Annotated in this window: 23 protein-coding genes and 1 riboswitch; of the genes, 10 read left to right on the forward strand and 13 right to left on the reverse strand. The window is 74.7% G+C overall.

Annotated features, from left to right (window positions below):
- Positions 1 to 61 precede the first annotated feature (61 nt).
- Complete coding sequence (locus tag ACFT5B_RS11535) at positions 62 to 535, reverse strand: DUF6069 family protein (RefSeq protein WP_386798287.1); 474 nt, start codon at positions 533 to 535, stop codon at positions 62 to 64.
- A 170-nt stretch (positions 536 to 705) separates the two neighbouring features.
- On the opposite strand from ACFT5B_RS11535, the gene ACFT5B_RS11540 reads away from it, so the two are divergent.
- Entirely contained in the window at positions 706 to 1,971 is a 1,266-nt protein-coding gene (locus ACFT5B_RS11540; protein ID WP_386798289.1) for a sensor histidine kinase, read from the forward strand.
- Positions 1,968 to 2,702 carry a response regulator gene (locus tag ACFT5B_RS11545; protein WP_386798291.1) on the forward strand — a complete coding sequence of 245 codons (735 nt, stop codon included), beginning with the start codon at positions 1,968 to 1,970 and terminating at the stop codon, positions 2,700 to 2,702. Before ACFT5B_RS11540 ends, ACFT5B_RS11545 begins: the two co-directional genes overlap by 4 nt.
- Positions 2,703 to 2,712: 10 nt before the next feature.
- On the opposite strand, the gene ACFT5B_RS11550 is transcribed toward ACFT5B_RS11545, so the two are convergent.
- Complete coding sequence (locus ACFT5B_RS11550; protein ID WP_386798293.1) at positions 2,713 to 3,663, reverse strand: universal stress protein; 951 nt, start codon at positions 3,661 to 3,663, stop codon at positions 2,713 to 2,715.
- 164 nt (positions 3,664 to 3,827) lie between these two features.
- Here ACFT5B_RS11550 and ACFT5B_RS11555 point away from each other — a divergent pair, with 164 nt between their 5' ends.
- Positions 3,828 to 5,525: a GAF domain-containing sensor histidine kinase gene (locus ACFT5B_RS11555; protein WP_386798295.1), complete on the forward strand. Its 1,698-nt coding sequence runs from the start codon at positions 3,828 to 3,830 to the stop codon at positions 5,523 to 5,525.
- Positions 5,526 to 5,527: 2 nt separating this feature from the next.
- On the opposite strand, the gene ACFT5B_RS11560 is transcribed toward ACFT5B_RS11555, so the two are convergent.
- From ACFT5B_RS11560 to ACFT5B_RS11585, 6 genes are all read right to left on the reverse strand, one after another.
- Positions 5,528 to 5,947 (reverse strand): pyridoxamine 5'-phosphate oxidase family protein, encoded by a 420-nt coding sequence (locus ACFT5B_RS11560; protein WP_386798297.1) that lies wholly within the window; start codon positions 5,945 to 5,947, stop codon positions 5,528 to 5,530.
- Between the two features lie 25 nt (positions 5,948 to 5,972).
- Complete coding sequence (locus tag ACFT5B_RS11565; protein WP_386798299.1) at positions 5,973 to 6,689, reverse strand: response regulator; 717 nt, start codon at positions 6,687 to 6,689, stop codon at positions 5,973 to 5,975.
- A gap of 5 nt (positions 6,690 to 6,694) precedes the next feature.
- Positions 6,695 to 9,346 (reverse strand): cation-translocating P-type ATPase, encoded by a 2,652-nt coding sequence (locus ACFT5B_RS11570; protein WP_386798301.1) that lies wholly within the window; start codon positions 9,344 to 9,346, stop codon positions 6,695 to 6,697.
- 6 nt (positions 9,347 to 9,352) lie between these two features.
- Entirely contained in the window at positions 9,353 to 10,102 is a 750-nt protein-coding gene (locus ACFT5B_RS11575; protein ID WP_386798411.1) for an SDR family NAD(P)-dependent oxidoreductase, read from the reverse strand.
- 247 nt (positions 10,103 to 10,349) lie between these two features.
- Positions 10,350 to 11,642, reverse strand: a complete 1,293-nt coding sequence (locus ACFT5B_RS11580; protein ID WP_386798303.1) for an arginine deiminase — start codon at positions 11,640 to 11,642, stop codon at positions 10,350 to 10,352.
- A gap of 167 nt (positions 11,643 to 11,809) precedes the next feature.
- Positions 11,810 to 12,298, reverse strand: a complete 489-nt coding sequence (locus ACFT5B_RS11585) for a universal stress protein (RefSeq protein ID WP_386798305.1) — start codon at positions 12,296 to 12,298, stop codon at positions 11,810 to 11,812.
- A 167-nt stretch (positions 12,299 to 12,465) separates the two neighbouring features.
- On the opposite strand from ACFT5B_RS11585, the gene ACFT5B_RS11590 reads away from it, so the two are divergent.
- From ACFT5B_RS11590 to ACFT5B_RS11600, 3 genes are all read left to right on the forward strand, one after another.
- On the forward strand, positions 12,466 to 13,131 hold the full coding sequence (locus tag ACFT5B_RS11590; protein ID WP_386798307.1) for a BON domain-containing protein: 666 nt from the start codon (positions 12,466 to 12,468) through the stop codon (positions 13,129 to 13,131).
- 15 nt (positions 13,132 to 13,146) lie between these two features.
- The gene (locus tag ACFT5B_RS11595) at positions 13,147 to 13,572 is read left to right on the forward strand and encodes an Hsp20/alpha crystallin family protein (RefSeq protein WP_386798309.1); all 426 of its coding nucleotides are present in this window, start codon (positions 13,147 to 13,149) and stop codon (positions 13,570 to 13,572) included.
- A gap of 116 nt (positions 13,573 to 13,688) precedes the next feature.
- The gene (locus ACFT5B_RS11600; RefSeq protein ID WP_386798311.1) at positions 13,689 to 14,249 is read left to right on the forward strand and encodes a dihydrofolate reductase family protein; all 561 of its coding nucleotides are present in this window, start codon (positions 13,689 to 13,691) and stop codon (positions 14,247 to 14,249) included.
- Between the two features lie 69 nt (positions 14,250 to 14,318).
- On the opposite strand, the gene ACFT5B_RS11605 is transcribed toward ACFT5B_RS11600, so the two are convergent.
- Positions 14,319 to 14,648 carry a DUF4235 domain-containing protein gene (locus ACFT5B_RS11605; RefSeq protein WP_386798313.1) on the reverse strand — a complete coding sequence of 110 codons (330 nt, stop codon included), beginning with the start codon at positions 14,646 to 14,648 and terminating at the stop codon, positions 14,319 to 14,321.
- A 128-nt stretch (positions 14,649 to 14,776) separates the two neighbouring features.
- Here ACFT5B_RS11605 and ACFT5B_RS11610 point away from each other — a divergent pair, with 128 nt between their 5' ends.
- The 4 genes from ACFT5B_RS11610 to ACFT5B_RS11625 all read left to right on the forward strand — a co-directional run bounded on the left by ACFT5B_RS11610 (position 14,777) and on the right by ACFT5B_RS11625 (position 19,210).
- Positions 14,777 to 15,928, forward strand: a complete 1,152-nt coding sequence (locus tag ACFT5B_RS11610; protein WP_386798315.1) for an outer membrane lipoprotein carrier protein LolA — start codon at positions 14,777 to 14,779, stop codon at positions 15,926 to 15,928.
- The gene (locus ACFT5B_RS11615) at positions 15,925 to 16,875 is read left to right on the forward strand and encodes an ATP-binding cassette domain-containing protein (RefSeq protein ID WP_386798317.1); all 951 of its coding nucleotides are present in this window, start codon (positions 15,925 to 15,927) and stop codon (positions 16,873 to 16,875) included. Before ACFT5B_RS11610 ends, ACFT5B_RS11615 begins: the two co-directional genes overlap by 4 nt.
- Positions 16,862 to 17,794 (forward strand): ABC transporter permease, encoded by a 933-nt coding sequence (locus tag ACFT5B_RS11620; RefSeq protein WP_386798319.1) that lies wholly within the window; start codon positions 16,862 to 16,864, stop codon positions 17,792 to 17,794. Before ACFT5B_RS11615 ends, ACFT5B_RS11620 begins: the two co-directional genes overlap by 14 nt.
- A 195-nt stretch (positions 17,795 to 17,989) precedes the next feature.
- A complete protein-coding gene (locus tag ACFT5B_RS11625; protein WP_386798321.1) occupies positions 17,990 to 19,210 on the forward strand; it encodes a CAP domain-containing protein in 1,221 nt (406 codons plus the stop codon).
- A 9-nt stretch (positions 19,211 to 19,219) separates the two neighbouring features.
- Here ACFT5B_RS11625 and ACFT5B_RS11630 read toward each other — a convergent pair whose 3' ends face one another.
- The 4 genes from ACFT5B_RS11630 to ACFT5B_RS11645 form a co-directional block, all read right to left on the reverse strand.
- Positions 19,220 to 20,593, reverse strand: coding sequence for an MFS transporter (locus ACFT5B_RS11630; protein ID WP_386798323.1), 1,374 nt, complete (start codon positions 20,591 to 20,593; stop codon positions 19,220 to 19,222).
- A 65-nt stretch (positions 20,594 to 20,658) separates the two neighbouring features.
- Positions 20,659 to 21,762 (reverse strand): ABC transporter ATP-binding protein, encoded by a 1,104-nt coding sequence (locus ACFT5B_RS11635; RefSeq protein WP_386798325.1) that lies wholly within the window; start codon positions 21,760 to 21,762, stop codon positions 20,659 to 20,661.
- Positions 21,759 to 23,525 carry an ABC transporter permease gene (locus ACFT5B_RS11640; RefSeq protein WP_386798327.1) on the reverse strand — a complete coding sequence of 589 codons (1,767 nt, stop codon included), beginning with the start codon at positions 23,523 to 23,525 and terminating at the stop codon, positions 21,759 to 21,761. The genes ACFT5B_RS11635 and ACFT5B_RS11640 overlap by 4 nt, the downstream gene beginning before the upstream one ends.
- A 548-nt stretch (positions 23,526 to 24,073) precedes the next feature.
- On the reverse strand, positions 24,074 to 25,168 hold the full coding sequence (locus ACFT5B_RS11645; RefSeq protein ID WP_386798329.1) for a thiamine ABC transporter substrate binding subunit: 1,095 nt from the start codon (positions 25,166 to 25,168) through the stop codon (positions 24,074 to 24,076).
- A 70-nt stretch (positions 25,169 to 25,238) separates the two neighbouring features.
- Positions 25,239 to 25,356: riboswitch (TPP riboswitch) on the reverse strand.
- Between the last annotated feature and the right edge of the window lie 115 nt (positions 25,357 to 25,471).

Below are 25,471 nucleotides of genomic sequence, written 5' to 3' on the forward strand. Positions count from 1 at the left end.
AGCTCACGGCAGCAGAGTGCCGTGAGCTTCTGACAACTCGCGGGGGCGGCGGGAGACGGCGTCAGGAGCGCCAGGCTCGGGCGTACCCGAGGGCCAGGATCCCGCCGACGACGACGTGCATCGCCACCAGCACGACGCCGCTCGCGAGCGTCGACGCGCTGACGGGGCCGGCGAGGGACGCCGCGAGCACCGCCGTCGCCACACCGAACCATGCTCGGCGCGACCCGCCCCGGCGACGCAGCCACGCCGCCACCGCCCACGCGGCCATCCCGGCGACCACGGCGATGAACAGCACGTTCACCGGCCCCACCGTCGGGGCGTCGCCGCCGCTCCCGGTCCCGGCGCCCCCTGCCCGCAGGTCCAGCCCGCCGACCGGGACGACGAGCGTCCACAGCAGGAGCGCCGCGGCCGCCGCCGTGCCGGTGGTCAGCCAGGCGAGCCGCGCGCCGACCGCCGGCGTCGTCCGTCCCGACGTCGCACCGGCAGTACCGGTGGTCTGCCGGCCCGTGAGGGTGTTGGTGCGCTTGGTGCTCATCGTCCTGTTCCCCGTCCCGGGCACCGGGGTGGCGCCCACGCCCCCCACGCTCTCCCGACGGCCGCGCCGGCCGCCGCGGCCAGAGGTCGGTCGTGCGCGCGACGACCGGAGGGCCGACCCCCTCCTTCGGTCGGTAGTGGCGCCGCAGGCCGCTTCCTACGCTCGAGGGCATGGACACGCAGACGAAGCCCCTCGCCACGGACGCCTGGTGCGACGCGGCGCGGTTCCGCATCCCGACGGGCGCCGTCGTCGGGCTGGCGGCCGGGCTGGCGGTGCTGACCGCGCTGACGGTGGTCGGTGCGAGCGCCGACGGCCGGGTCGCGCTCGACGTGGTGTGCGCGGTGCTGGCGGTCGCCGCGGGAGCGGCGGTCCTCGTGGCGGTCGGCCGGGCGGACGACGAGCGGCGCCTCACGGTCGCTGCGCTCGTCCTCGCGGCGCTCGCCGCCCTGTCGCCCGCGGCGACGCCCGCCTCGACCATGACGACGGCCGTCGTCGCCCGGGCCGCGCGCCTGCGGGTCGCGGTGCCGGTCGCGGTGGCGGGCGTCGTCGGGCACGCGGTCCAGGGGGCGTGGCGCGGCGCGAGCATGGGCTACGGCTGGTGGCTGCTGACCGACGTGGGCGTGCACGCGGCGCTCCTCGGCTGGGGCGCGTACGCCCGCACCCGGTCCGAGCTGCTGATCTCGCTCCGGGAGCGGGTCCGGGCCGCCGAGGCCGACCGCGACCGGCGCGCGGAGGAGGTCCGCCGGGAGGAGCGGCTGCGGATCGCGCGCGACATGCACGACACGCTCGCGCACCGGCTGTCGCTGGTCGCGACCGCCGCGGGCGCGCTCGCGTACCGGCCCGACGCGTCGCCCGAGCGGCTCGCGCAGGCGGCGTCGGTCGTGCGGGACGGGACGGCGCAGGCCCTCGACGAGCTCCGGCAGGTGGTCGCGGTGATGCGCGAGCCGGGCGACGACGTCGTCGGCTTCGCGACCCTCGACGACCTGGTGGCCCAGGTGCGCGAGGCGGGGGCGGTCGTCGAGCTCGTGAGCACGGGCAGCCTCGACGACCTGCCCCGCGCGACCCGGAGCACCGTCCTCCGCGCCGTCCAGGAGAGCCTCACGAACGCCCGCAAGCACGCGCCGGGCGCGCCGGTGCGCGTCGAGGTCACGGTGTCCGACGACGACGTCCGCATCCGGACGACCAACCCGGTCGCGCCCGTGGGGGTGGCGCCGTCCGGCCTGGTACGGGACGATCCGAGCATGCATGCGGGCACGGTCTCCGGCACGACGACCACGGGCGCCCCGGCGGGCGGGCCGCTGCCCGGCGTCGGGCTGATCGGCCTGCGCGAGCGGGTCACGGCGCTGGGCGGCTCGCTCGACGCCGGCGCGCTGGACGGCACCTGGACGGTCGGCCTGGTGCTGCCCGTCCGGAGCGTGGTCGGGGCCGGCGCTTGACGCCGTCCGACCTGCCCGGGGCCACCCACCCGCCCGGCGCCGCCCCGACGACCGCGGACCAGCCGGTCCGCGTCGTCGTCGTGGACGACGACGCCCTGGTCCGCGCCGCCCTCACGACCATGCTCGACGGCGCGACGAGCGAGGGCTCCGACGGCCCCCGCCGGCTCGTCGTCGTGGGCGACGCGCCCGACGGTGGCGCCGTCGCCGCGGTGCTCGACGCGCACCCCGCGGACGTCGTCCTCATGGACCTGCGGATGCCGCGCGTCGACGGGATCGAGGCGACCCGTCGCGTCCGGGCTCGCCCGAACCCGCCGCAGGTCGTGGTCCTCACGACCTTCGACACGGACGACGAGGTGACGGGCGCCCTCCGCGCCGGGGCGCGGGGCTACCTGCTCAAGGACGCCCGACCGGAACGCATCGTCGCGGCCGTGCTCGCTGCGGCGTCGGGCGAGGCGGTGCTCGCCCCTGCGATCGCGGAGCAGCTCATGGACCGGGTGACGGCGTCGTCGACGGCGCAGGCGAAGGCACGCGCCGCGCTGGACCGGCTGACGCCCCGTGAGCAGGACGTGGCCCGGCTCGTCGCGCAGGGCGCCTCGAACGCGGACGTCGCCCGCGAGCTCTACCTGAGCGTCCCGACCGTCAAGGCGTACGTGTCGAGCATCCTCGACAAGCTGGGCTGCGAGAACCGCACCCGTCTCGCGGTGCTGGTCCACGACGCGGGTGCGGCCTGAGCGCCGGACCTCAGCCGGCCGCGTCCGCCGCCTCGACGGCGGCGACCTCGTCCATGGTCTCGGGCGACACCCCGACCACGGGCGACGGGACGACCTCGACCGGGCACCTGGCGTGCTGGAGCAGAGCCCGGGCCACGCCGCCGGGGGCGAGGGCGATGATCCCCGCGAGCAGGCTGGTGCCGCCGTGGCGGCCCATCACGATCCGGTCGACGTCGCCCGAACGCCGGACCAGCGCGTCGGCGGGCCGGGCGTACTCGAGCTCGAGCCGGGCACGGACGCCCGGGTAGCGGGGCGTCAGCTGGTCGAGGAGCGTCTTGATCCGGCTGCCCGCCGTCGTCTCCCACTCGCGCTGCGCCGCCTTGATGTCGCCGAACGGCGAGTACAGCTCGTTGACGTCCCAGTAGTGCAGGACCGTGACGTCGGCGTCGTGGGCCTCCGCGGCCTCGAGCGCGCAGGTGAGCACCGCGGGGGCGATCGTCGACCCGTCCACGGCAGCGATGACACGTCCGTGCGTCCGGTCGCGCGACCAGGACGCCGGCACGCTCACGACCGGGCACGTCGCCCGGCCGACCACGCCGATCGTGGTGCTGCCGGTGAAGACGTGCTCGAGGAGGTCGGTGTCACGGTGGCCCAGCACGATCATCCGGCCCTGCCGCCCGGCCTCCGCGAGGATCGTCGAGGCCGCGCCCACCACCACGGACGCGTCGAGCGGCACGGTGGGCGCACGCCCTTCAGCTGCCCGCGACGCGTCGGCGACGATGCCGCGGCCGACGTCGATCATCGACTCGCCCGTGAGGAGCGGCGCCACCGAGGGATAGGCGGCGATCTCGTGGACCGCGGCGACGATCCAGACCCCGCACCCGAGCCGCTCCGCCTCCAGCGCGGCGAACTCGACCGCCCGGATCGCGTCCTGCGAGCCGTCGACCCCGACGACGACGGGCCGTTCCAGGATCGTTCGCATCACGCACCTCCGTGTCCTCGGCGGGACTCCAGTGCCCCGCTCCAGCTCCAGCCTCACCGGGGCGGTGCCGACCCACCAGGGTCCTAGGTCCCGCCTCCGACGAGGGGGCGACGTGTTGGCACCGAGGGTCGGACGGCGGTTCACTGGCCGGGGAAGGGTGGTTCGTGGACGAGAGCACGAGACGTCACCCCGCGGGCGACGCCGTGACGGCCTCGAGCATGGCGCTCGAGGCCTCGCGAAACGACGTCTCCGAGCTCCTCGACGCCGTCGTCTCGGTGGCCGGTGGCCTCGACCTGGCCACCGTCCTCCGGCGCGTCGTCACCGCCGCGAAGACGCTCGCCGACTGCCGCTACGCCGCGCTCGGCGTGCTGGGCGACGACGGCGCGCTCGTCGAGTTCCTGCCGGAGGGCCTGACCCACGAGGAGATCGAGGCGATCGCCGAGTGGCCGCACGGGCGCGGGCTGCTCGGGCTGCTGCTCCGCGAGCCCCGCGTGCTGCGCCTCGAGGAGATCGCCGCGCACCCGGCGTCGTTCGGGTTCCCGGCCGGCCACCCGCCCATGCGCTCGTTCCTGGGAGTACCGATCCGGGTGCGGGGCGCCGTGTTCGGAAGCCTCTACCTCACCGAGAAGGCGGGCGGGCGTGCGTTCGACGACCAGGACGAGGCCCTCACGCGGGCGCTCGCGGCGGCCGCGGGGGTCGCGATCGAGAACGTCCGGCTCTACGAGGCGACACGGGCCCGAGAGCTTTGGCTCGAGGCGTCGGTGTCGCTCACGCGCGCGCTCCTGTCCGGCGAGGGGCTCGACCACGCCCTGGCGTCCGCGGCCGAGCGCGCTCGCCGGATGGCCGGGGCGGCGGCCGGTGCGATCCTCCTGACCGGGGGCCGCGACCAGCCGGACGCCGCGGCGGCGAGCGGCCTGGACTCCCCGGACGCAGCCGCCGAGCTCTTGCACGACGACGTCGTCGAGGACGTCCGCTCGCGCGGCGAGCATCGGCAGGTCGCCGACTGGGAGCAGGCCGGGTCGTCCTTGCTGCTCGCACCCTCCGGGGTGCCCGGTCCCGCGCTCTTCGTGCCGTCACGGGGCGCCGACGGCCGGAGCGTCGTGCTCGCGGTCTTCCGGCGCCGCGGCGAGGATGCGTTCACGGGGGCCGAGCCCGAGCTGCTCGAGGCGTACGGCGACCAGGTCCTGGTCGCGATCGAGCTCGCGGTCGCGCGGCGCGACGCCGAGCGCCACGGGCTCAACGACGACCGGGAACGGATCGCCCGGGACCTGCACGACGTGGTCGTGCAGCGGCTTTACGGTGCTGCGCTGCTGCTCGCCGGGGCGGAGAAGCTCACGGAGAAGCCGACGGTCGCAGAGCGCCTGGGGCGCGCGATCGACATGCTCGACGACACGATCAAGGACATCCGCTCGACGGTCTTCGCCCTCGAGTCGCAGGGCCTCGCGCACGGCGCCGGGCTGCGTGCCCGCACCGCCGTGCTCGTCGAGGAGGCCGGGCGCGAGCTCGGCTTCGCTCCGGCGCTCCGGCTCGAGGGCCTGCTCGACACGGACGTCCCCGCGGGCCTCGAGCCCGACGTGCTCGCCGCCCTGCGCGAGTGCCTGTCGAACGTCGTCCGGCACGCTGCGGCGCGGCACGTCGAGGTCGTCGTCGGGCTCCACGAGGGCGAGCTGCTCGTCCGGGTCACGGACGACGGCGGCGCGGGCCGCCCGGACCGCGGCCCGGGACTCGGGCTCAGGGACCTCGCCGCGCGCGCCGCTCGGCACGGCGGCCGCTTCGCTCTCGACGCCGCCGACGGCGGCGGGACCGTCGCGGTGTGGCGGGTGCCGGTCGTCCCGGGGACGACACACGAGCCCGCGACGTAGCGCTAGATCCCGCATCCCCTGGCCGTCCGGCGACCACGCGCGCAGAGGACGTCGATCCTGACCTCGAGGCGCACGCACGACGGTGCCGCGTCGAGGGCCGGCGCGGCGAGCGGCGGGCGGGTCGCGGCGTGCACGAACCGCGCCAACCCTACGGCCACGGCGTACCAGCTCACCTGCCCGTCGCTCTCGGCTCCCTCCACCTCGTACGCCACGACCGCCCCGGGGACGGCCCGGACGACCTCGGCGTCCTGGCTGTCGCCGTCGACCACCACGACGAGCACCCGGCCGAGGAGCGCGTGCCTCGCGGGCACGACCGAGGGCATGGCGCGCGCCGTGTACAGCAGGCGGCCCGACGGGACCGAGGCGAGCAGCTCCAGGCTCTCGGCCTCGGAGAGCACCGCGGGACTCAGCACGTCTCTCATCCGTCGAGGCTCGCCCGGCGGGGGCCTATCCGCCAGGGCCGAAGGCCCCTGGTCCTCGACGCCCCGCCGACGCGTCGTCCTGCCGCGCCTTGAGCGTCGCGACGAGCGCCGCGGCCTGGGTCCGCCGGGTCATGTCGAGCTTGGCGAGGACGTTCGACATGTAGTTCTTCACGGTCTTCTCGGCCAGGCCGAGGTGCTCGCCGATCTCCCGGTTCGTCAGGCCTTCGCCGACGAGGTCGAGCACCCGGTGCTCCTGCGGAGTGAGCGCGGCCAACGGCCCCGCCTCCGGCGCGGGCTCGCGCAGGCGCGCGACGAGCCGCCTGGCGCGCGCCGGGTCGACGAGCGTCCCCCCGCGGCCGAGCGTGCGGACCGCACCGACGAGGTCGACCCCGCGCACCTGCTTGAGGACGTAGCCCGAAGCGCCCGCGAGGACCGCCTGCGCCAGCGCCTCGTCGTCCGGGAACGACGTGAGCATGAGGCACCGGAGGCCCGGCGTCCGGGACAGCACCTCGCGGCAGACGGTGATCCCGTCACCGTCCGGGAGGCGCACGTCGAGGACGGCCACGTCGGGACGTTCGGCGGGGATGCGGACCATCGCCTCGCCCGCCGTCGCCGCCTCGCCGACGACCTCGATGTCGGGCTCGGCGTCGAGGAGCGTGGCCACGCCACGGCGGACGACCTCGTGGTCGTCCAGGAGGAACACCGCGGTGGTCCCCGCGGCCCGCCGCGCCCGGTCCGGCATGGTGGTCACGCTACGCGTCCCGGGCTCGCGGCTCCGCTCGAACGCTCCGTCGCGCGCGCCGTCCGGCGGCGGAAGCCCGCGCGGCGACGGGTCCACCGCTTGTCGGTGAGGTCCGCGACCGTGACGGCCGCCGCGCAGGACGCCGCGAGCGCCCAGCCGACGGGGTACGGGGGCGCCTGGCCGAGCACGTCCGCGATCGCGGGCACGAGCAGCGACACGAGCGAGACCGCGACGGCCAGGCCGACGGCGGGACCGAGGAGCCGGTTGGTCCACCAGCCGAGCTGGGGCACGGTCCGCGTGGCGCTGCGGCAGGCGTACGCGTTCGCGGCCTGGCCGAGGACGATGGCCAGGAACGTCGCGCCCGACGCGGCCGCCTGCACCGACGGCTCCGGTGGCCCTCCGCCGGGCCGCCAGCCCGCCAGCAGAGCCGTGACCGCGAACGCGGCGAGCGCGACGACGGCCTCCGCGGGTCCGAGGACGCCGAACGCGCGACGGAGCACCGTGCCGTTCAGCAGGCGGCCGCTGGCCGGCGGCTGGTCGAGCACGTGCGCGGCGGCCGGCTCCGCTCCCAGCGCGACGGCGGACGCCGTGTCCGTCGCGATGTCGAGAGCGAGCACCTGGAGCACCCCGAGCGCCAGCGGAAGGCTGCCGCCGGACAGTCCCCAGACCATGAAGGGGGCCAGCTCGGCGACGTTGTCGGACAGGTGGTAGGTGAGGAACCGCCGGACGTTGGCGTACGTCGCTCGCCCGAGCTCGATGCCCGCGACGATGGAGGAGAACCGGTCGTCGAGCAGGACGAGGTCGGCGGCCTCGCGGGCGACGTCCGTGCCGGAGGCGCCCATGGCGATGCCGATGTCTGCCTGGTGGAGGGCGGGGCCGTCGTTGACGCCATCGCCGGTCATCGCGACGACGTGCCCCCGGTGCTGGAGCAGCTGCGCGATCCGGAGCTTGTCCTCGGGCGAGACCCGTGCGACGACCAGCCCGTCGTGGTCGAGGAAGGCGGCGCACGCCGCGTCGTCGGCGGGGAGGTCGTCGGCGAGCACGACGGGGTCGTCGGCGCGACGCAGACCGATCCGGTCGGCGATCGCGCGGGCAGTCGCCGGGTGGTCCCCGGTGACGACCGCGACCGCGACGCCCGCGCGGCGGCAGGACGCGAGCGCCTCGGGGACGTCGTCGCGCGGAGGGTCGTGCAGGCCCACGAGCCCGACGAGGTGGAGACCGGTCTCGGTCTCGTCAGCGCTGCGTGTGGGCCCAGGGGGCAGGTCTCGGGCGGCCACCGCGAGCACGCGTAGACCGCGGCCCACCATGGCGTCCACTGCCGCCTCAGCCGCGTCGGCGTCGGCGCACCGGGGCAGCACGGTGTCGGGTGCGCCCTTGGTGATGAGCCGGCCGCCGGCCGCGACCGACATCCGCCGCCGCCGCGGGTCGAAGGGGAAGGCAACGGACGACGCTCCGCGCAGCACCTCGGTGTCGAGTCCCACACGCCGCCCGAGGACGTCGATCGCCGCCTCCATCGGGTCGCCCCGTGGCACCCACGTGGTGCCGGACCGCTCGACGTAGCCTCGGCCTGCTCGCACCGCGTCGGCTGCGAGGAGGACCGTGGCCCGACGCGCGTCCGCTCCGTCGGCGTCGACGGTCCCGTCCGGCTCGTACCCGGTGCCGGTGACGTGCGCCCCGCCCTCGCGCGTCCAGGTCTCGACCACCGACATCTCGTTGCGGGTCAGGGTGCCCGTCTTGTCCGTGCACACGAAGGTCGTCGAGCCGAGGGTCTCCACAGCGTCGAAGGAGCGGACGAGCACGTGGCGCCTCGCCATCCGCTCCGCGCCCCAGGCCAGCGCCAGCGTCACCGTCGGCAGCAGCGCCTCGGGCACGAGTGCCACGGTGACGCCGATCGCGAGCACGAACCCGTCCGACAGGTCGCCTCCGACCAGCAGCGTGACGACGAAGAACAGGAGGCCCGTGCCCACCGCGATGATCCCGATCCGCCCGACGACGCGCGAGAGCTCGCGCGTGAGCGGCGGGGGCTGGCGCCGCGCCTGCGTCGTCGCCCGGGCGATCTCCGCGAGCCGCGTCCGCGCCCCGGTGCGCTCCGCGCGAGCCTGCGCGAGCCCTTCGACGACGAACGTCCCGGCGAAGAGCGCGTCCCCGCGGGCCGGCGACTCCGGCTCGCTCTCGCCCGTCAGGGTCGAGGTGTCGACGAGCAGCGCGGTCGCGTCGAGCACGACGCCGTCGGCGGGCACGCGGTCGCCCGGCTCGAGCACGAGATGGTCACCACGCACGACCTCGTCGGCGGCGACGTCGCGCCGTCGACCGTCTCGGACCACGACGACCCGTGCGGGGAGCAAGGAGCGGAGGCGCGACGCAGCCCGGCTGGCCCGCTCCTCCTGGGCGAACGCGAACACCGCGTTGAGCAGGACGACGGCGACGATCGCGACCGTGAGGGCTGGCAGCCCCGCCAACCAGCCGAGCCCCGCGGCCACCCACAGCAGCAGGGCGAACGGGTGCACGAGCTGGCGCCCGAACCTGGCGGCGCCGGACGGCCCGGCGACCACCGGGAGGGAGTTCGGACCGTCTCGGGCGAGCCGAGCCGCGGCCTCGGCCTGCGACAGTCCGGGGAACGCGTCCTGGGCCGTCGACACCGACGACGCGCGGTCCATGGCGGTTCAGATCGCCGACCAGCCGCCGTCGCTGGGCAGCACGGCCCCCGTGACGTTGGCGGAGTCGTCCGAGAGGAGCCAGGTGATCGCCGCCGCGAGCTGCTCCGGAGTCGCGATCGGCGGCACCACGGCCTGGAACACCGGACCGAGCCGCTCCTCGGCGAGGCGGGAGCGGAAGGGTGCCTCGATGTTCGTCGCGACTCCGCCCGGAGCGACCAGGTTGCACCGGATGCCCGCGGGAGCGTAGAAGAACGCGGTGCTGCGCGTCAGGCCGACCAGGGCGTGCTTAGAGGTCGTGTACGCCGCACCGGCCGACGCCCCGCGCAGCCCGGCCTCGGATCCCACGTTGACGACGGTCCCTCGGCCCGCGGCGACCATGAGGGGCAGGACGGCCCGGGTCAGACGCATCACGGCGGTGAGGTTGACCGCCAGGACGCGGTCCCAGGTCCCGTCGTCGACCTCCGCCGTCGGCAGGAAGCCGTCCATGATCCCGGCGACGTTCGCGAGGGCGTCGACCGTCCCGCCCGTCGCCCGGAGGACCGCGTCGACGGTCGTCTGCTCCGCCACGTCACCGGCCACGGTCACGACGTCGGCGCCGGCGCCGGCGAGCTCGCTCGACAGCACCGCGAGCCGCTCCGGCACGACGTCGGTCGCCACGACGCGTGCTCCTTCGCCGGCCAGCCTCAGCGCGGTGGCCCGACCGATCCCCGAACCGGCTCCCGTCACGACGGCGGTGCGACCGCCGAACCTCGTCATGTCGCTCACGACCGTGCTCCCTCCGGACGGCGTCGGCCGGTGGCCGGCTCCCACGATCAGCCTCCGCCCCCGGTGAGGCAGCGGGACAGGGCCGAAGGTCCCCTCAGGGCGCCGCGTCGGGCACGACCTGCGTGCCGGCGACGCCGCGGACGACGTCCTCGGCTCGCTCGAGCGCGCCGATCGCCGCCGGGCGGCCGGTGAGCGACGAACCGGCAGTCGTGCTGCCGGCATGCTGCTCGTGAGGTGGTCATGCAGGGACACCCCGGCTCGGGACGGGGTCACGCTGGATCGGGCAGGACATGCATCGCGAGCCGCCCCGGCCGCGGGCCAGCTCGCTGCCCGCGATGGTGATGACCTCGATGCCGTGCTTGCGCAGCATGGTGTTGGTCGCGACGTTGCGGTCGTACCCGATCACGACCCCGGGGGAGATCGCGAGGAAGTTGTTCGCGTCGTCCCACTGCTCGCGGGCGGTGGCAGGTGCGTCTTCGGCCGTGGTGAGCACGCGCAGGCGCTCGACTCCGAGGCGGTCGGCAAGCAGCCCGAACAACGGCTGCGCCGGCCCCACGTGCAGCCGCCCCTCGTCGCCGGGGGTCAGGACGTGACCGGTCAGCCGACGGCGGTCCAAGGCGGGTGTCAGGACGAAGGTCCGGGCGTCGAGCATCGTGAGGGCTGTGTCGAGATGCATCAGCGCGTGCGACCTCGGCAGCGGGACCGCGATGACTGCGTCGGCGATCCCGGCGCCGAACAGCTCGAGCGCCAGGCGTTCGGCTGCCTGGGGGGTGGTGCGTTCACCCAGCCCGACCAGCACGGTGCCGTTCCCGACGACCTCGATGTCGCCGCCTTCGATGCTGGCCCAGCGCACCGCCTCGTCGGCGCGGTAGCGGTGGAGCAGGTGCTCCTCGGCAAGGAGCGGGTGGTACTGGTAGATCGCCCGGGCGTTGACCGTCTCCGGGATGCGGGCGGCCCGCGCCATCACGCTGACGTTCACCGCCTGATAGATCCATGCCGAGCTGTCACGGGGGAACAGGGTGTTCGGCAACGGGGGAAGCACGAACCCGTGGGGATGGCGAGTCCGCCACACGAGGCTGTCCGAGAGCGGCGTCCGGATCTCGTCCGTGGTGACGCCTCCGATGATCGTGCGCGCCAGGCGCTCGGCGGGCAGGGCGTCGAAGTAGCTGCGCAGCTCTGGCGCCAGCGCCGGACCGAACCGATCCTCGGTGCACAGGCGGTTCAGGACGAAGTGGCGCCCGCCCTGCTCTCCCAGCGCCTGGGCCAGCAACTCCTCGACGTAGTGGACCACCACCCCGTGCGAGCGCAGCACGTCGACGAACTCGTCGTGCTCGGCCCGGGCCCGGGATCCCCACAGGACCTCGTCGAACAAGAGCTCCTCGCAGTTCCGAGGAGTGAGTCGGTCGAACTCGACACCGGGACGATGGACGACGACCTGCCGCAGCGTGCCCGCTTCGGAGTGGACGCCCGGGTTGGTGACGGGAACGGCACCGGCCTGTGGGGTTCCGGCTGTGCCGGTGGTGGTAGTCATGGGTGTGGTCCTCATCGTCGCGTGTCGTCGATGGCGCGTCTGACGCTGGCGGGTTCGGCTGGCCGAGGTCGGCACGTTTCACCGCCCCTCATCCAGCTCTGGAGGAATGCTCCTGCTGGGACTGCCGGTCCGTTGTGGCAGGACGTGTGGCGGCAGCCCTGCCCGCCTCACGTGTCGGTGCCCGCGCGGCGGATGGAGCCGGTCTCACCGTTCTTCGGCCCGTGGAACACGACGACGGGGCACGCGGCGTGCGCCGCGCATGCCGAGCTGACCGAACCCATCACCATGCCTGCGAAGCCCCCGTGCCCGCGGGAGCCGACGACGAGCATGCTCGACGACGCGCTCTGCTCGATCAGCGTCCGCGCCGCGGGGCCGCGGATCACGATCGTGGTCACCTTTCCGGGCAGCGAGCCCGCGAAGGCGTCCGCTACGGCGTCCGCCACGACGGTCTGAGCCCGGTCGACGAGCGCCTGCTCGTCGAACAGGTAGCGGTAGTAGCCGAGCTGCGCCGGCAGGTCCCACGCCGTGACCACCGCGAGGGGTGCGTGCAGCGCCTCCGCCAGCCGACCCGCGAACCGTAGGGCCTCGACCGACGAGGACGACCCGTCGACTCCGACCAGGATCCGCCCCGGGGCGGCGCTCTTCTCCGCGTTCATGGGACGAGCCTCGCCCGGGGCGTCCGGCGCGCACAGGGCCGAAGGTCCCGGCGGCGGCCCGAGGACGGGGGACCTTCGACCCTGCCCACGGGGAGGGGACGGGTCGCAGGCTCGGGAGAAGAGCGGCGTGCCGGAGCTCGAGGCCGCCGAACACACGAGGAGGAAGCATGACCGTCGCGGCCGACCATGACCTCAGCACCCGGAAGGACGTCCAGGACGAGCTCGAATGGAGCGCTGACGTCGACGCGGCGAGGATCGGGGTCGCCGTCGAGGACGGAACCGTCACGTTGTCCGGCGAGGTCGCGAGCTACGCGGAGCTGGTCGCCGCGAAGCGCGCCGCGCTGCGCGTGCGCGGGGTGCGAGCCGTCGTCGACGACCTCACCGTCCACGCCGCTTCCGCGTGGCCCGTCACCGAGACCGACGTCGCCCAACAGGTCGAGCGGCTGTTCGACTGGAGCAGCGCGATCCCGACGACCGTCAAGGCGGAGATCTCCAACCACACGGTCACGCTGGTCGGCCAGGTCGACTGGGACTACCAGCGGCGGGCAGCGCAGCACGCCGTCGAGAAGCTCCGCGGCGTCAACACGGTCAAGAACCTCATCACGCTGAGCGTCCGGCCCTCTGCCCCCGACACCGAGGCGCGCATCCGGAAGGCTCTGACGCGCAACGCGCAGCTCGACGCCGACAGTGTCCACGTCCAGGTCGACGGCACCGTGGTGACCCTGACGGGCAGGGTGCACTCCTGGCCGGAGAAGGAGCAGGCGACCCAGGCCGCCTGGGCCTCCCCGCACGTCACCGCGGTCGACAACCGGATCGTCGTTCGGTCCATCTGAAAGGCGGTGGAAGGCATGTCCGAAGAACACTCCCCGATGGCCTCGCTGGAGGAAGGTGTCGACGCGTTGCGTCGCGACCTGGCCGACGCCGGGCCGATCAAGTCGCTCCGTGCGCGGACGCCCACGACGGACGTCTACACCCAGGACGACCGGACGCTCGTGGTCGAGGTTCACCTCCCGCACTTCCGCGAGGAGGAGGTCGAGGTAGGGGTCGAGCACGACGCCCTCGTCATCCGTGCCCGACGCGAACGCAAGAGCGACGACGGCAAGAAGTACGTCGTGCGCGAGACCGGCTACAACTACTACCGCTCGGTCGCTCTCCCGCGGTCGGCGGACGAGGCCGGCATCACGGCACGCTTCGGCCACGGGGTCCTCCGGGTCACCGTGCCTCTGACGCATCCCGCCGTCCGGAACGTGCCCCTGAGCTCGGACACCACCTGACCCACGCACGCGGGCGCCCGTCGCCGGAGCGCCGCTGGTCCGATACCGTGGGCTCGTCGGGGCCCCTTTGGGCCACGGCACGCTCGGACGAGCGCGCCGGCGAGGAGGCTGGTCCTATGGGCAGGCTGATCTACGTCACGAACGTGTCGGTCGACGGCTACATCGAGGACGAGCGAGGCTCGTTCGACTTCGGCCCGCTCGACGACGCCGTCTTCGCGTCCACGATCGAGCTGCTGCGGGGCGTCGGGACGTTCCTCTACGGGCGGCGGCTCTACGAGGCCATGTCGGTGTGGGAGACGGACCCCACGCTCGCGGCGCAGTCCGACGCGTTCGCCGACTTCTCCGCCGCCTGGAGCGCCGCGGACAAGGTCGTCTACTCGACGACGCTCACCGCGGTCGCGACGCGCGCCACCCGGGTCGAGCGCCGGTTCGACCCGGACGCGGTCCGCGCGCTCAAGGCCCGCGCCACGCGCGACCTCATGGTCGGGGGCGCCGACCTCGCCGCCCAGGCCCTCGGAGCCGGGGTGGTCGACGAGTGCCTGCTGTACGTGTGGCCGGCGTTCGTGGGCGGGGGCAAGCCCGCGCTGCCGCTGGGTCTGCGCCGCGACCTCGAGCTCACGGACGTCGACCGGTTCGGGAACGGCGTCGTGCGCGTGCGCTACCGGGTCCCGGAGTGAGGAGCCACCGAGCTCGGAACCTGGTGCACGCCTACCGTCACCACGTCCTGACCCGCGGCAGGGGCGCCGTCAGTCGCCCGGCCACTCCCCCGTCCAGCGCTCGAACGCGCGGGCGCCGGCGCGGTTGATCAGGGCCCGCACCCCGGAGAACACGGCGCCCTGGATGAGCGCGCCCAGGACGACCTCGCGCGCCTTGTAGGACGACTCGAGGGGCTTGGGCGCCTGGTCCTCCGGCCCGGGCACGAGGTGCTTGTACACGAGCCTGAAGACCCGCGCAGCGATGAGGCCACCGATGATCGAGCTGATGATCCCGACGGGGCGGTAGAGGATCTTCGCGGCACGGCGCCGGTCCTTCGCGCGGGCGGGGTCCTCGGCCGCGTCGGTGGTGGAGTCGGTCATGGTTCGACCGTAGCCGCGCGCTCGTCCGGCGGCACGGCGTGCGGACGACTGTGGGGAAACTGTGGCGGTCCGGGTCGGGGGCGCGCGCGGCCTGGCCACGGGCACGCCCGAAGGCGCAGGATCGGAGTATGAGCCTCTTCACGCGCCACCCTCGTACCCGGTGGATCGTGCCGGGCGCGGCCGTCGTCCTCGTCGCCGGCGTCGCGGTCGGGGCGAACGCGGCCACCACGGCCCGTTCGTCCGGCAGCCCGGACCTCCCGCCGACCACGGCCGAGCAGCTCCTCGTGGACCTCCAGCAGCCGACGGCGCAGGCCCTCCAGGGCACCGCCACCGTCAAGGCGGACCTGGGCCTCCCGAGCGTGCCGGGGCTGACCGACGCCGCCGGCGTGACGGGCCCCGGCCCGGCCGGCGCGCAGGGCACGTCGGGCGCGCTGTCGCTGCTCAGCGGCACCCACACGGTCCGCGTGTGGACCGACGGCAAGGCCAGCTCGAAGGTCGCGGTCCTCGCTGACGGCAGCGAGTCCGACGTCGTCACCAACGGCACGGACCTCTGGGTCTGGTCCGGAGCGAAGCGCACGGCCGCGCACGCGACGCTCCCGGCGTCGTCGGGCGCGAAGGAGAAGCAGCGCGCCCAGGGGTTCGAGGGCCTCACGACGCCCGACGCCGTGGCACGCGCCGCGCTCGACGCCGTCGACCCGACGACGACGGTCACCGCGGACGGCACGACCCGCGTGGCCGGGCACGACGCCTACGAGCTCGTCGTCGACCCGAAGTCGTCCGACACGCTCGTCGACAAGGTCGTGCTGTCGGTCGACGCGAAGACCCACGTCCCGCTGCGCGTGCAGGTGTACTCGACGAAGCGCACCGCGCCGGTCGTCGAGGCCGGGTTCACCTCGGTGAGCTACCAGCGGCCCGCCGCGTCGACGTTCGAGTTCACCGCGCCGAAGGGCGCGAAGGTCACGCAGCTCCAGGTGCCGTCGCTCTCCGGCCTGGCGCTGGGCGAGCAGGGCGGCGCGCTGGACGCGCAGAAGCCCGACGTCGTCGGCAAGGGCTGGGACGCGGTCGCCGTCGTGACGCTCACCGCCGAGCAGCGGCAGGCGCTCGCGGGCGACCAGGCCGGCCCGCTGCTGCGGACCCTCCCCACGGTCTCGGGAGACTGGGGCACCGGGCACGTGCTGACCGGCACGCTGTTCACGGCCGTCCTCACGGACGACGGCCGCCTCGCCGTCGGAGCGGTGCCCACCTCGGTGGTCACGGCGGCGCTCGCGCACACGAAGTGAGCGGAGCGAGCGCCCCCGTCCTCGCGACGTCCGGCCTCACCAAGCGGTTCGGGGGCAAGGGCGGCCAGGTGGCGGTGGACGCCGTCGACGTCGTCGTGCCGCGCGGCGCGGTCTACGGGTTCCTCGGCCCGAACGGGTCGGGCAAGACGACGACGATCCGCATGGTCCTCGGGCTCGTCCGCCCCACCGCGGGGGACGTCCGGCTGCTCGGCGGCCGCGTGCCCGACGACGTCGCGACCGTCCTGCCCCGCGTCGGGGCACTGGTCGAGGGCCCGGGCTTCCACCCGTACCTGAGCGGCCGCGCCAACCTGGCCCGGCTCGACGCGGCCGACCGCCTCGCCGACCCGCGGACCTCCGCACGGCGCATCGACGCCGCGCTCGACCGCGTCGACCTGCTGGGCGCGGCGCGCAAGCGGTTCCGCGCCTACTCGCTCGGGATGCGCCAGCGGCTCGCGATCGCGGCGACGCTGCTCCAGCCGCGCGACCTCCTCGTCCTGGACGAGCCCACCAACGGCCTCGACCCGCAGGGCACGCGCGAGGTCCGGACCCTGATCGGCCGGCTCCACCAGGAGGGCGTGACCCTGCTCGTGTCGAGCCACCTGCTCTCCGAGATCGAGCAGGTGTGCACGCACCTCGGCGTCATGCGCACGGGCCGGCTCGTCGCGCAGGGGACCGCGGCGGACGTGCTGGGCTCGACCCGCCCCACCGCCGAGCTGACGACCCCGGACACAGCCCGCGCGTCCGACGTCCTCACCGGGCTCGGCCTCCCGGACGTCTCCCCCACGCCCGACGGCGTCACCGCGACCCTCGACGGCGTCGCCCCCGAGGCCGTGGTCGCGGCGCTCGTGGGGGCGGGCGTCGCGGTGCGCGGGTTCGCCGTCCGGCGTGCCACCCTCGAGGACCGGTTCATCGAGCTCACGGGCGGAGGCTTCGATGCCGACGAGTGACACGGTCCCCGCCGCCCCCGTCCCCACGGGGCCCGCGGACGCCGTCGAGCGGGGCGGCGGCGCCGTCGGGCAGGGCGAGCGCGACGCACGCCAGGGCGCCGTCGGGGCGTGGCTGCGGTTCCTGCGCTCGGAGCTGCGGCTGATCCTGGGCCGTCGGCGCAACCAGGTCGGGCTCGCCGTGCTCGCCGCGGTGCCGATCGTCATCGCGATCGCCGTGAAGGTCGCCGACCCCGCGGCCGGGGGCGACGACTCGACGTTCCTCAACCAGATCGCCGGGAACGGGTTCTTCGTCGCTCTGGCGGCGCTCGCGCTCGAGATCGGGCTGTTCCTGCCGCTCGCGGTGGCCGTCCTCGCAGGCGACTCCGTGGCGGGCGAGGCGAACGTCGGAACGCTGCGCGGCCTGCTCGTCGTCCCCGTGACGCGCGGGCGGCTGCTCGCCGTGAAGTACGTGGCGATGGTCCTCGGGGCGCTGCTCGGGGTCGTGCTGGTGGCGGTCGTCGGACTCGTCGCCGGCGCGGTGCTGTTCGGGCTGCACCCCGTCGTCACCCTGTCGGGGACGACGCTCGGGCTCGGCGCCGGGCTGGTGCGCCTCGCGCTCGTCGTGCTCTACGTGACCGCGTACCTCGCGGCGCTCGGGGCCCTCGGGCTGTTCATCTCGACGCTCACCGAACAGCCCATGGGCGCGACGGTCGGGATCATCATCCTCAGCACCGCCATGTGGATCCTCGACTCGATCGAGCAGCTCCACTGGCTGCACCCGTGGCTCCTCGTGGACCACCAGCTCGCCCTCGTCGACCTGATCCGCGACCCCGTCTACACGCACGACCTTTCGCTCGGGCTGCTCACCGACCTCGCGTACGCCGTCGTGTTCCTCGCGGCCGCGTGGGCGCGGTTCTCGAGCAAGGACGTCACCAGCTGACGCACCCCGCCGGCCGTTCCCAGCGCCCCCGCCGAGCAAGCGGGGTTCGCGCCGAGCAAGCGGGCGTCTCCTTCTTGCTCGGCGGGAAACCCGCTTGCTCGACGTGGTGGCTCGGCTGACCTCGCGCGCCTGCCGCTCGCGTGCGCCGAACCGCTTCGACGCGCGAGACCGGGTGAAGCCGGTCACGATGGGCCCATGACCCGTGCGCAGGGGGGAATTCGCACGTGGCTCGCGGCGCTCGCCGTCGCAGCCTCCACACTGCTCGTGGCGCCGACGGCGGCCCACGCGTCCGGGGCGGGCACGCTCGCCGCGGACATCAACGCCGCCCGCGCGTCCGCGGGGCTGGGGCGGCTCGTCTACGACGGGTCGCTCACCGGCGTCGCGCAAGCGTGGGCGAACCACATGGCCTCGACCGACCAGCTCGCCCACAACCCGTCGACGCCCGCCCAGATCCGCGGCGGCTGGTCGGCGTGGGGTGAGAACGTCGGCTTCACGACGACCGGCAGCGCGAGCGTGCTGCACCAGGCGTTCATGGCGTCGGCCGGGCACCGGGCCAACATCCTCAACAAGTCGTTCACGTCGCTCGGCGTCGGGTGGGCCACGAAGAACGGGCACACCTACGTGGCGGAGGTCTTCGCCGCGTACCCGGGGGTCGGGTCGTCGCGATCGGGCGGATCGTCGAGCGGCGGGTCGAGCTCCTCGAAGTCGTCCTCGTCGAAGTCCTCGACGTCGTCCGGCGGGTCCGGGTCGTCGGAGACCCGGTCGCAGAGCACGTTGTCGGGCCGCACGACGTCCTCGGGCGGCGGGGGCGGCGGGAGCACGTCAGCCGGACAGAGCTCGACCCCGGCGAGCGCGCCCACCGCGACACCGGTCCACCCGGACGGGCTCGTCCTCGGGGACGTCGGGCCGAAGGTCAGGGCGATGCAGGTCAGGCTCGGCGTCCACGGGCACGCGGTGCGCACGGACGGGGTGTTCGGTTCGGTCACGGACCGCGCGGTGCGCGCGTTCCAGCGCGACGCCGGTCTCACGGTCGACGGCATCGTCGGGAAGCGCACGAGCGCCGCGCTCGCCCGCCCGGCGCCGAAGAAGGCCGCCCCCGCCCGGAAGGTGCCGGCCGCCGTCGCACCCGGTCCCGCGCAGCCGGACGCGCAGGACGCCGCGAGGACCGCCGCCGCACGCGAGCCTGCGGCGGCCGGTCGCGGGGACTCCGTGCGCCTGCCCCTCGCGGCCCGGTTCTCCCCCGCGGCGACGCGCAGCGTCTTCGCGAACCCGGTCGCGTTCGGCGCCGCGCCGGCCGTCGCCGACGAGACGACGGGTTCGAACCCGAGCCCCGCGGCCGTGGTCGGCACCCTGCTCACGCTCGCCGCGGCCGCCGCGGCCGGCCTCACGTGGGTGCTGCGCCGTCGTCGGACCTGAACCGGCCGCTCAGGCTCCCGCACCACGGCTCTGAACGGAGGGCCAGACGACGACGTCGCCGGCCCACGTGTCGGGCGTGCCGATCCGGCGCAGGGAGCGCACCGAGGCCGCCATCGCCCAGCTCACGGCGAGGCCGCCGGCGAAGATGCCGAACGTCCACGTCGGCCCCCACGCGTGCAGCATCACGCCCGCGAGGAAGGGCGCGAGGGGCGTGAGCCCTGCGGTGCACAGCATCATGACGGCGTTCATGCGGCCCTGGAGCGTGCCCGGCGTGATCGCCACGGCGTACCCGATCAGGCCCGCGTTCACGGCCGGCGCCGCGAGGCCCGTGATGCCCATGCCGACGAGGTAGCCGGCGTACGTGCCGGTCACCGGCACCACGGCGGCCCCGACGACGGCGACGAGCAGCAGCGCGATCGCGAGCGGCCCCGTCGCGAACCGCGCGACCAGGCGGCCCGCGGCGAGCGAGCCGAGGAGCATCGCAGCGCCGCTCACGCCGTCGATCAGGCCGATCCGGAACGGCGCGGTGTGCAGGTCGGCGAGGTGGAGGTTCAGGCCCGCGAACAGCCCGTTGAACGTCAGGTTGACCAGCGCGAACACCCCGAGCGACGCACGCAGGAACGGGATGGACATGACGTACCGCCAGCCCTCCACGAACTCCCGCCGGAACGGCTCACGCTCGCTGCGGTGCTTGACGGGCTCCCCGAGCGGGACGCGGACCGCCAGCGCGCACACCAGCGCCACCAGGTGCCCGACGGCGCCCGCGAGCGCCGGCAGCACGCGCGACACCGCGTAGAGGAGGCCGCCGAGCGGGCTCGCCACGAGGCTCGCGACCGCCGACCTGCCCTGGACGGCCGCCATCGCCGACCCGAGCTGCGGCGTCGGGACGACGTGCCGGATCGCCGCGGACTCCGCGGGCTCGTACGTCGCGCGGGCGACGGCGGCGAAGAACGCGGCGATCGCGAGGTGGAGGGTGGTGATGCCGCCGAGGAGGGACGCGACGCCGAGGCTCCCCCACGCCGCGAGCCCGAGGACGCTGCACGCGACGACGATCGTGCGGCGGTCCCAGCGGTCCGCGACGACTCCGGCAGGCAGGGTGGCGACGAGCCCGCCGACCTGCGCGACGGCGCCGATGATGCCCGCGACCACCAGCGAACCGCTGAGAGCGAGGGCCAGCAGGGGCACCGCGAACGTCGCCATCCCGGACCCGACGACCTCGACGGTCTTGCCCGTCATGAGCAGCAGGTAGGGGCGGTTGTGCCAGAGGGTCGGGAGGTCGTCCGCGGCGCCCGCGCCGGTGGGCGGCGCGGTGCGGGCTGTCGGCGCGGCGGACGGGGTGCCCGCCCCGTCGGCGCGTTCCGGAGTCGTCGTCGGCTCGACCATGCGAGACACGATATATCGCGTCTTGCGCGGGGTCTACCCCTCGCCCCGGGGCCCCCGCAGTGTCGCTACGTCGTCGTGGAGACGGCGTCCTGCGCGGGAGCCTCCCGCCCGACGACGGCGCAGCCCGCCGGGTCCAGCGCGACCGACACCCGCGCTCCCGGCTCGGGTGCCGTGCCGGCCGTCACGGCCACGAGACGTTCGACGCCCGCCGGCCCCTCGACGTCGAGCGTGACCTCGACGCCCCGCGGACGGAACACGGACTCGACCACGGTCGCGGGCCACGTGCGCGCGGTGGTGGTGGCGCCGTCGTCGGGCAGGACGCGGAGCCCGGCCGGCCCCACCGCCACCGACCTGTCAGAACCGGGAGCCCGTTCCCGGGACGCAGGTTCTGACAACTCGCCCGGCAGGAGCGACGACGCGGGCCAGAACGCCTGGTAGCCCAGGAACGTCGCGACCTCGCGCGACGCCGGCGCCCGCCAGAGCTCGGGCGGGGCCGCGACCTGCAGGACCTTCCCGTGCGCCATGACCGCCACGCGGTCGGCGACCTCGAAGGCCTCGTCGTGGTCGTGCGTCACGAAGACGGCGGTCGTGCCGGTCGTGCGGAGCGCGACCCGAAGGTCCGTCGCGAGCCGCTCGCGCAGACCCCGGTCGAGCGCCGACAGCGGCTCGTCGAGGAGCAGCAGCCGCGGCCGGGGCGCCAGTGCACGCGCCAGGGCGACGCGCTGCCGCTCGCCGCCCGAGAGCGTCTCGACCGGTCGCCCCCCGTACCCCTCGAGCCCGACGAGCGTCAGGAGCTCGGCGACCCGCTCCTCGCGCTCGCCTCGCGGCAGGCGCGCGACCCGCAGCCCGTACTCGACGTTCCCGGCGACCGTGCGGTGCGGGAAGAGCTGCCCGTCCTGGAACATCAGCCCGAACCCACGGCGGTGCACCGGCACGCCGTCGAGGTCCCCGCCGTCCCATGTGACCCGGCCCGCAGCGACCGGCTCGAGCCCCGCGACGGCGCGCAGCAGGCTCGACTTGCCGCACCCGCTCGGCCCGAGCAGCGCGAGCGTCTCGCCGCGCGCCACGCCGAGGGACACGCCGTCCACCGCGGTCACCCCGGCGGTGCCGCCGCGGCTCCCGCCGTCGTAGCGGACGACGACGTCCCGCACCGCCAGCCCCTCGCTCACAGCTCACCTCCGTCACGTTCGCCGCGCAGCTGCTCCGCGGCCAGCATCACCACGGCCGTCAGGGCCGCGAGCACGCACGACGCCGCCAGCGCCATGCCGTAGTTCCCCTGCCCCGGGCGGCCGATCAGGTCGAAGATCGCCACGGGCAGGGTCGCCGCGTCCGGGCGCGCGAGGAACGACGTCGCCCCGAACTCCCCCAGGCTCGCCGCGAACGCGAACCCCACCGCGAGCCCCACGGACCGGGCCGCGAACGGCACGTCGACCGTCCGCAGGACGCGGCCCGGCGCCGCCCCGAGGGTCGACGCCGCCTCGCGCAGCCGCGGGTCGATGGCCCGCAGCACGGGCAGCACCGTCCGGACGACGAGCGGGACGGCGACGACGGCCTGCGCGATCGGCACGAGCAGGCCCGACGTGCGCAGGTCGACCGGAAGCCCGAGCGGCTTGTCGAGCGTGACGAGGAAGCCGAAGCCCACCGTCACCGCCGACACGCCCAGCGGCAGCATGAACAGCGAGTCCAGCGTCGCGACCGCACGGCGTCCGGCCCGGCGCCGCGGACGCCGCGACACCACCAGCGCCACCAGGCCACCGACCACGAGCGCGATCACGGTGGCGACCAGCGCGATGCGCACCGAGTTCCACGTCGCGTCCCAGACGGTGACGCTCAGCGCCCCGCGGTCTCCCGTCGAGCCCAGGGCGCGGTAGTTCCCCAGCGACCACGCGCCGTCGACGTGCAACGACCGGACCAGGAGGTTCACCAGCGGCGTCGCCAGCAGGACCACGCCCACGGCGACCGTCACCGCGAACGGCACCAAGTCGCCCCCGACGACCGACCGCGTCCCGTCGGGCCCGCGCCCCCACAGGCGCAGCCGCCGGTCCGACGCCCGGTCCGAGCCCAGGCTCAGCGCGCGCTCGCGCCGGGCGCGCGTCCGCGACGCCACGAGCAGCACCACCGCCACCACCACCAGCTGCACGACCGACAGCACCGACGCCGTCCGCAGGTCCAGGAACTGGGTCGTCTGGATCCAGATCTCCGTCTCGATCGTCCCGAAGCGCAGGCCGCCCAGCACCAGCACCACGCCGAACGCCGTCGCGCAGAACAGGAACACGATGCTCGCGGCGCTCGCGATCGCCGGTGCCAGCGCGGGCAGCGTGACCGTCCGGAAGGCCCGCCACGACGACGCCCCGAGCGCCCGCGCGGCCTGCTCGGCGCGCGGGTCCAGGCGCGCCCACAGGCCACCGACCGTCCGCACCACCACCGAGTAGTTGAAGAACACCAGCGCCAGCACGATCGCCGTGAACGTCCCGTCGAGGTGCAGGAACCCCAGCGGGCCACCCTCCACCAGCAACGACCGGAAGGCCACGCCCACCACGACCGTCGGCAGCACGAACGGCACCGTCACCAGCGCCCGCACCAGACCGCGCCCCGGCCAGCGGCACCGGAACAGCACGTACGCGCCGGGCACGCCCAGACCCACCGACAGCACCGTCCCCAGCACCGCCTGCCCCAGCGTCAGCCCGATGATGCGCCACGTCCGCGGGGTGCTGAACACGTCCCCGAACCCGCTCAGGTCCAGGTGCCCGTCCGCGACGAACCCCTTGCCGACGAGCGTGAGGACGGGCCAGGCGAAGAAGACGACGAGGAACGCGAGGGGGATCGCGACGGCGAGCCCCCACGCGGCCACCCGGGCGACCGGGGGGCGGGACCTGTGGGGCGACGGTGGTCCGTCCGGGGCCGGACGGAGCGTGCGCGCGCGACCTACCATCCGGACCCTCGTTCCTCGGGTCCTCCCGCCAGACCCGCCACGGTCGCGCGCACACGCTCCGCCCGACCCCTCAGGTGACCGTCGTCGCCTGCGCCGTCGTGCACCCGGCCGCGCCCGCGCGCTGCCGTTCTCGCCGACGCGTGCGTCCCCAGCCCCCGCAGGGACGCTCCGAACACCCGCGTGGGTGCGCCGGTCGTCCGGCGCACCACCTCACCGCTCACCGCGCACCACCAACCCGCGAAGTACTCCGGATGCCGGGGTACCCCGCGAAGTACTCCGGATGCCGGGGTACCCCGCGAAGTACTCCGGCTGCCGGGGTACCTCGCGAGGTAGACCGGCCGCCCGCATACCTCGCGAAGTACTCCGGATGCCGGGGTACCTCGCGAAGTAGACCGGCCGCCCGCATACCTCGCGAGAGGCCGGAATCTGCTGCTCCCGGGCGCGCAGGACCGCGGATTTCGGATTCTCGGCGCGCGGCACCGAGGTGCCGGATGGAAGATCGCGCACCACTCTCCCGGACCTCGCCCAGGACAGGACCACAGGAACGATCAGCCAACGACAGCAGCCGTCCAGTCCTTGATCCAGCGCTCACGGTTCGCGGTGATGTCCTCGGCGGGCACGTCGAACGGCGTCGTCGCGAGCGGCGCGAACTTCTTCCAGGCGGCCGGGATCGTGGCGGCCGGGTCGACGGGGTACATGTACATGAGGTCGGGGATCGTGGACTGGACCTCGGTGGACTGCAGCCAGTCGACGACCTTCGCGGCGGCGGCGGGGTTCTTGGCGCCGGCGAGCACGCCCGCGTACTCGACCTGCCGGAAGCAGGTGTCGAGGAGCGCGCCGGTCGTGGTGGTCGCCTTGTCCTTGCTGAGCGTGAACGCGGGCGACGACGAGTACGACAGCACGATGGGCCGCGGGCCCTTGCCGTCGGCGCCGGAGAAGTCGGTGTAGTACGCGTCCTCCCAGCCCTGGTCGACCTTGAGCCCGTTGGCCTTGAGCGCCTTCCAGTAGTCGAGGTAGCCGTCCTCGCCCTTGGCGCCGACGGTGGCGAGGAGGAACGCGAGCCCGGGCGACGACGTCGCGGGGTTCTCGACGACGGTCAGGTCCTTGTAGGCGGGCTGGGTGAGGTCGTCGAGGGTCTTCGGCTCGGCGACGCCCTTCTTCGTGAACCAGGCGTGGTCGACGTTGAGGCACACGTCGCCGTAGTCGATGGGCGTGAGCTGCTGCTTCCCGTCGCTGCCGTCGACGGCGTACCGCTGGGCTTCGGCGGGCTGGGCGCCGGGCGTGTGGTCGGCGAGGACGCCGGCGTCGACGGCGCGGGTGGCGAACGTGTTGTCGATGCCGAACACGGCGTCGCCGAGGGGCGAGTCCTTGGTGAGGACGAGCTGGTTGGTGAGCTGTCCGGCGTCGCCCTGCTTGACGAGCTTGACGGTGATGCCGGTCTGCTTCTCGAACGCGGCGAGCTGCTTCTTGTCGACGGAGAACGAGTCGTGCGTGACGAGCGTGACGGGCCCGGTCGCGGGCCCCGCGCTGGTGCCGCCGGCCGACGGTGCTGCTGCGCCGTCGTCGGACGTGCAGCCCGCGAGGGCGAGGCTGAGGGCGAGGGTGCCGGCGAGCAGGGCGGCGCGGCGGGTGGTGTGCTGCAACGTGTCCTCCACATGGTGCTGGAGGGGCGTGCGTGGTGTTCGTCGGGCGGCTGCTCGACGGGCGCCACGACGGAAGAGATTCCCGACTTCCTCCACCGGTACTAACCGGGTCAGGTTCGAGGGTCTGCGGTGGTCCCGCACTCTCAGCGCCCATCCGCGGTGCGGACGACGCTCCCCTGTCGTTCGCCCCCCAGCCTACCGCCCGGGCGGGCGCCCCGGGGTCCCCGGGCACGGGCCAGGGGGTCACCCTGGGGCGACCGGGGTGGGTCCCGCGGCACGGTGGTTCCAGGTCGCCGGACGGCG

It is taken from the genome of Luteimicrobium sp. NPDC057192 (assembly GCF_042670205.1).
Taxonomy (GTDB): Bacteria; Actinomycetota; Actinomycetes; order Actinomycetales; family Cellulomonadaceae; genus Luteimicrobium.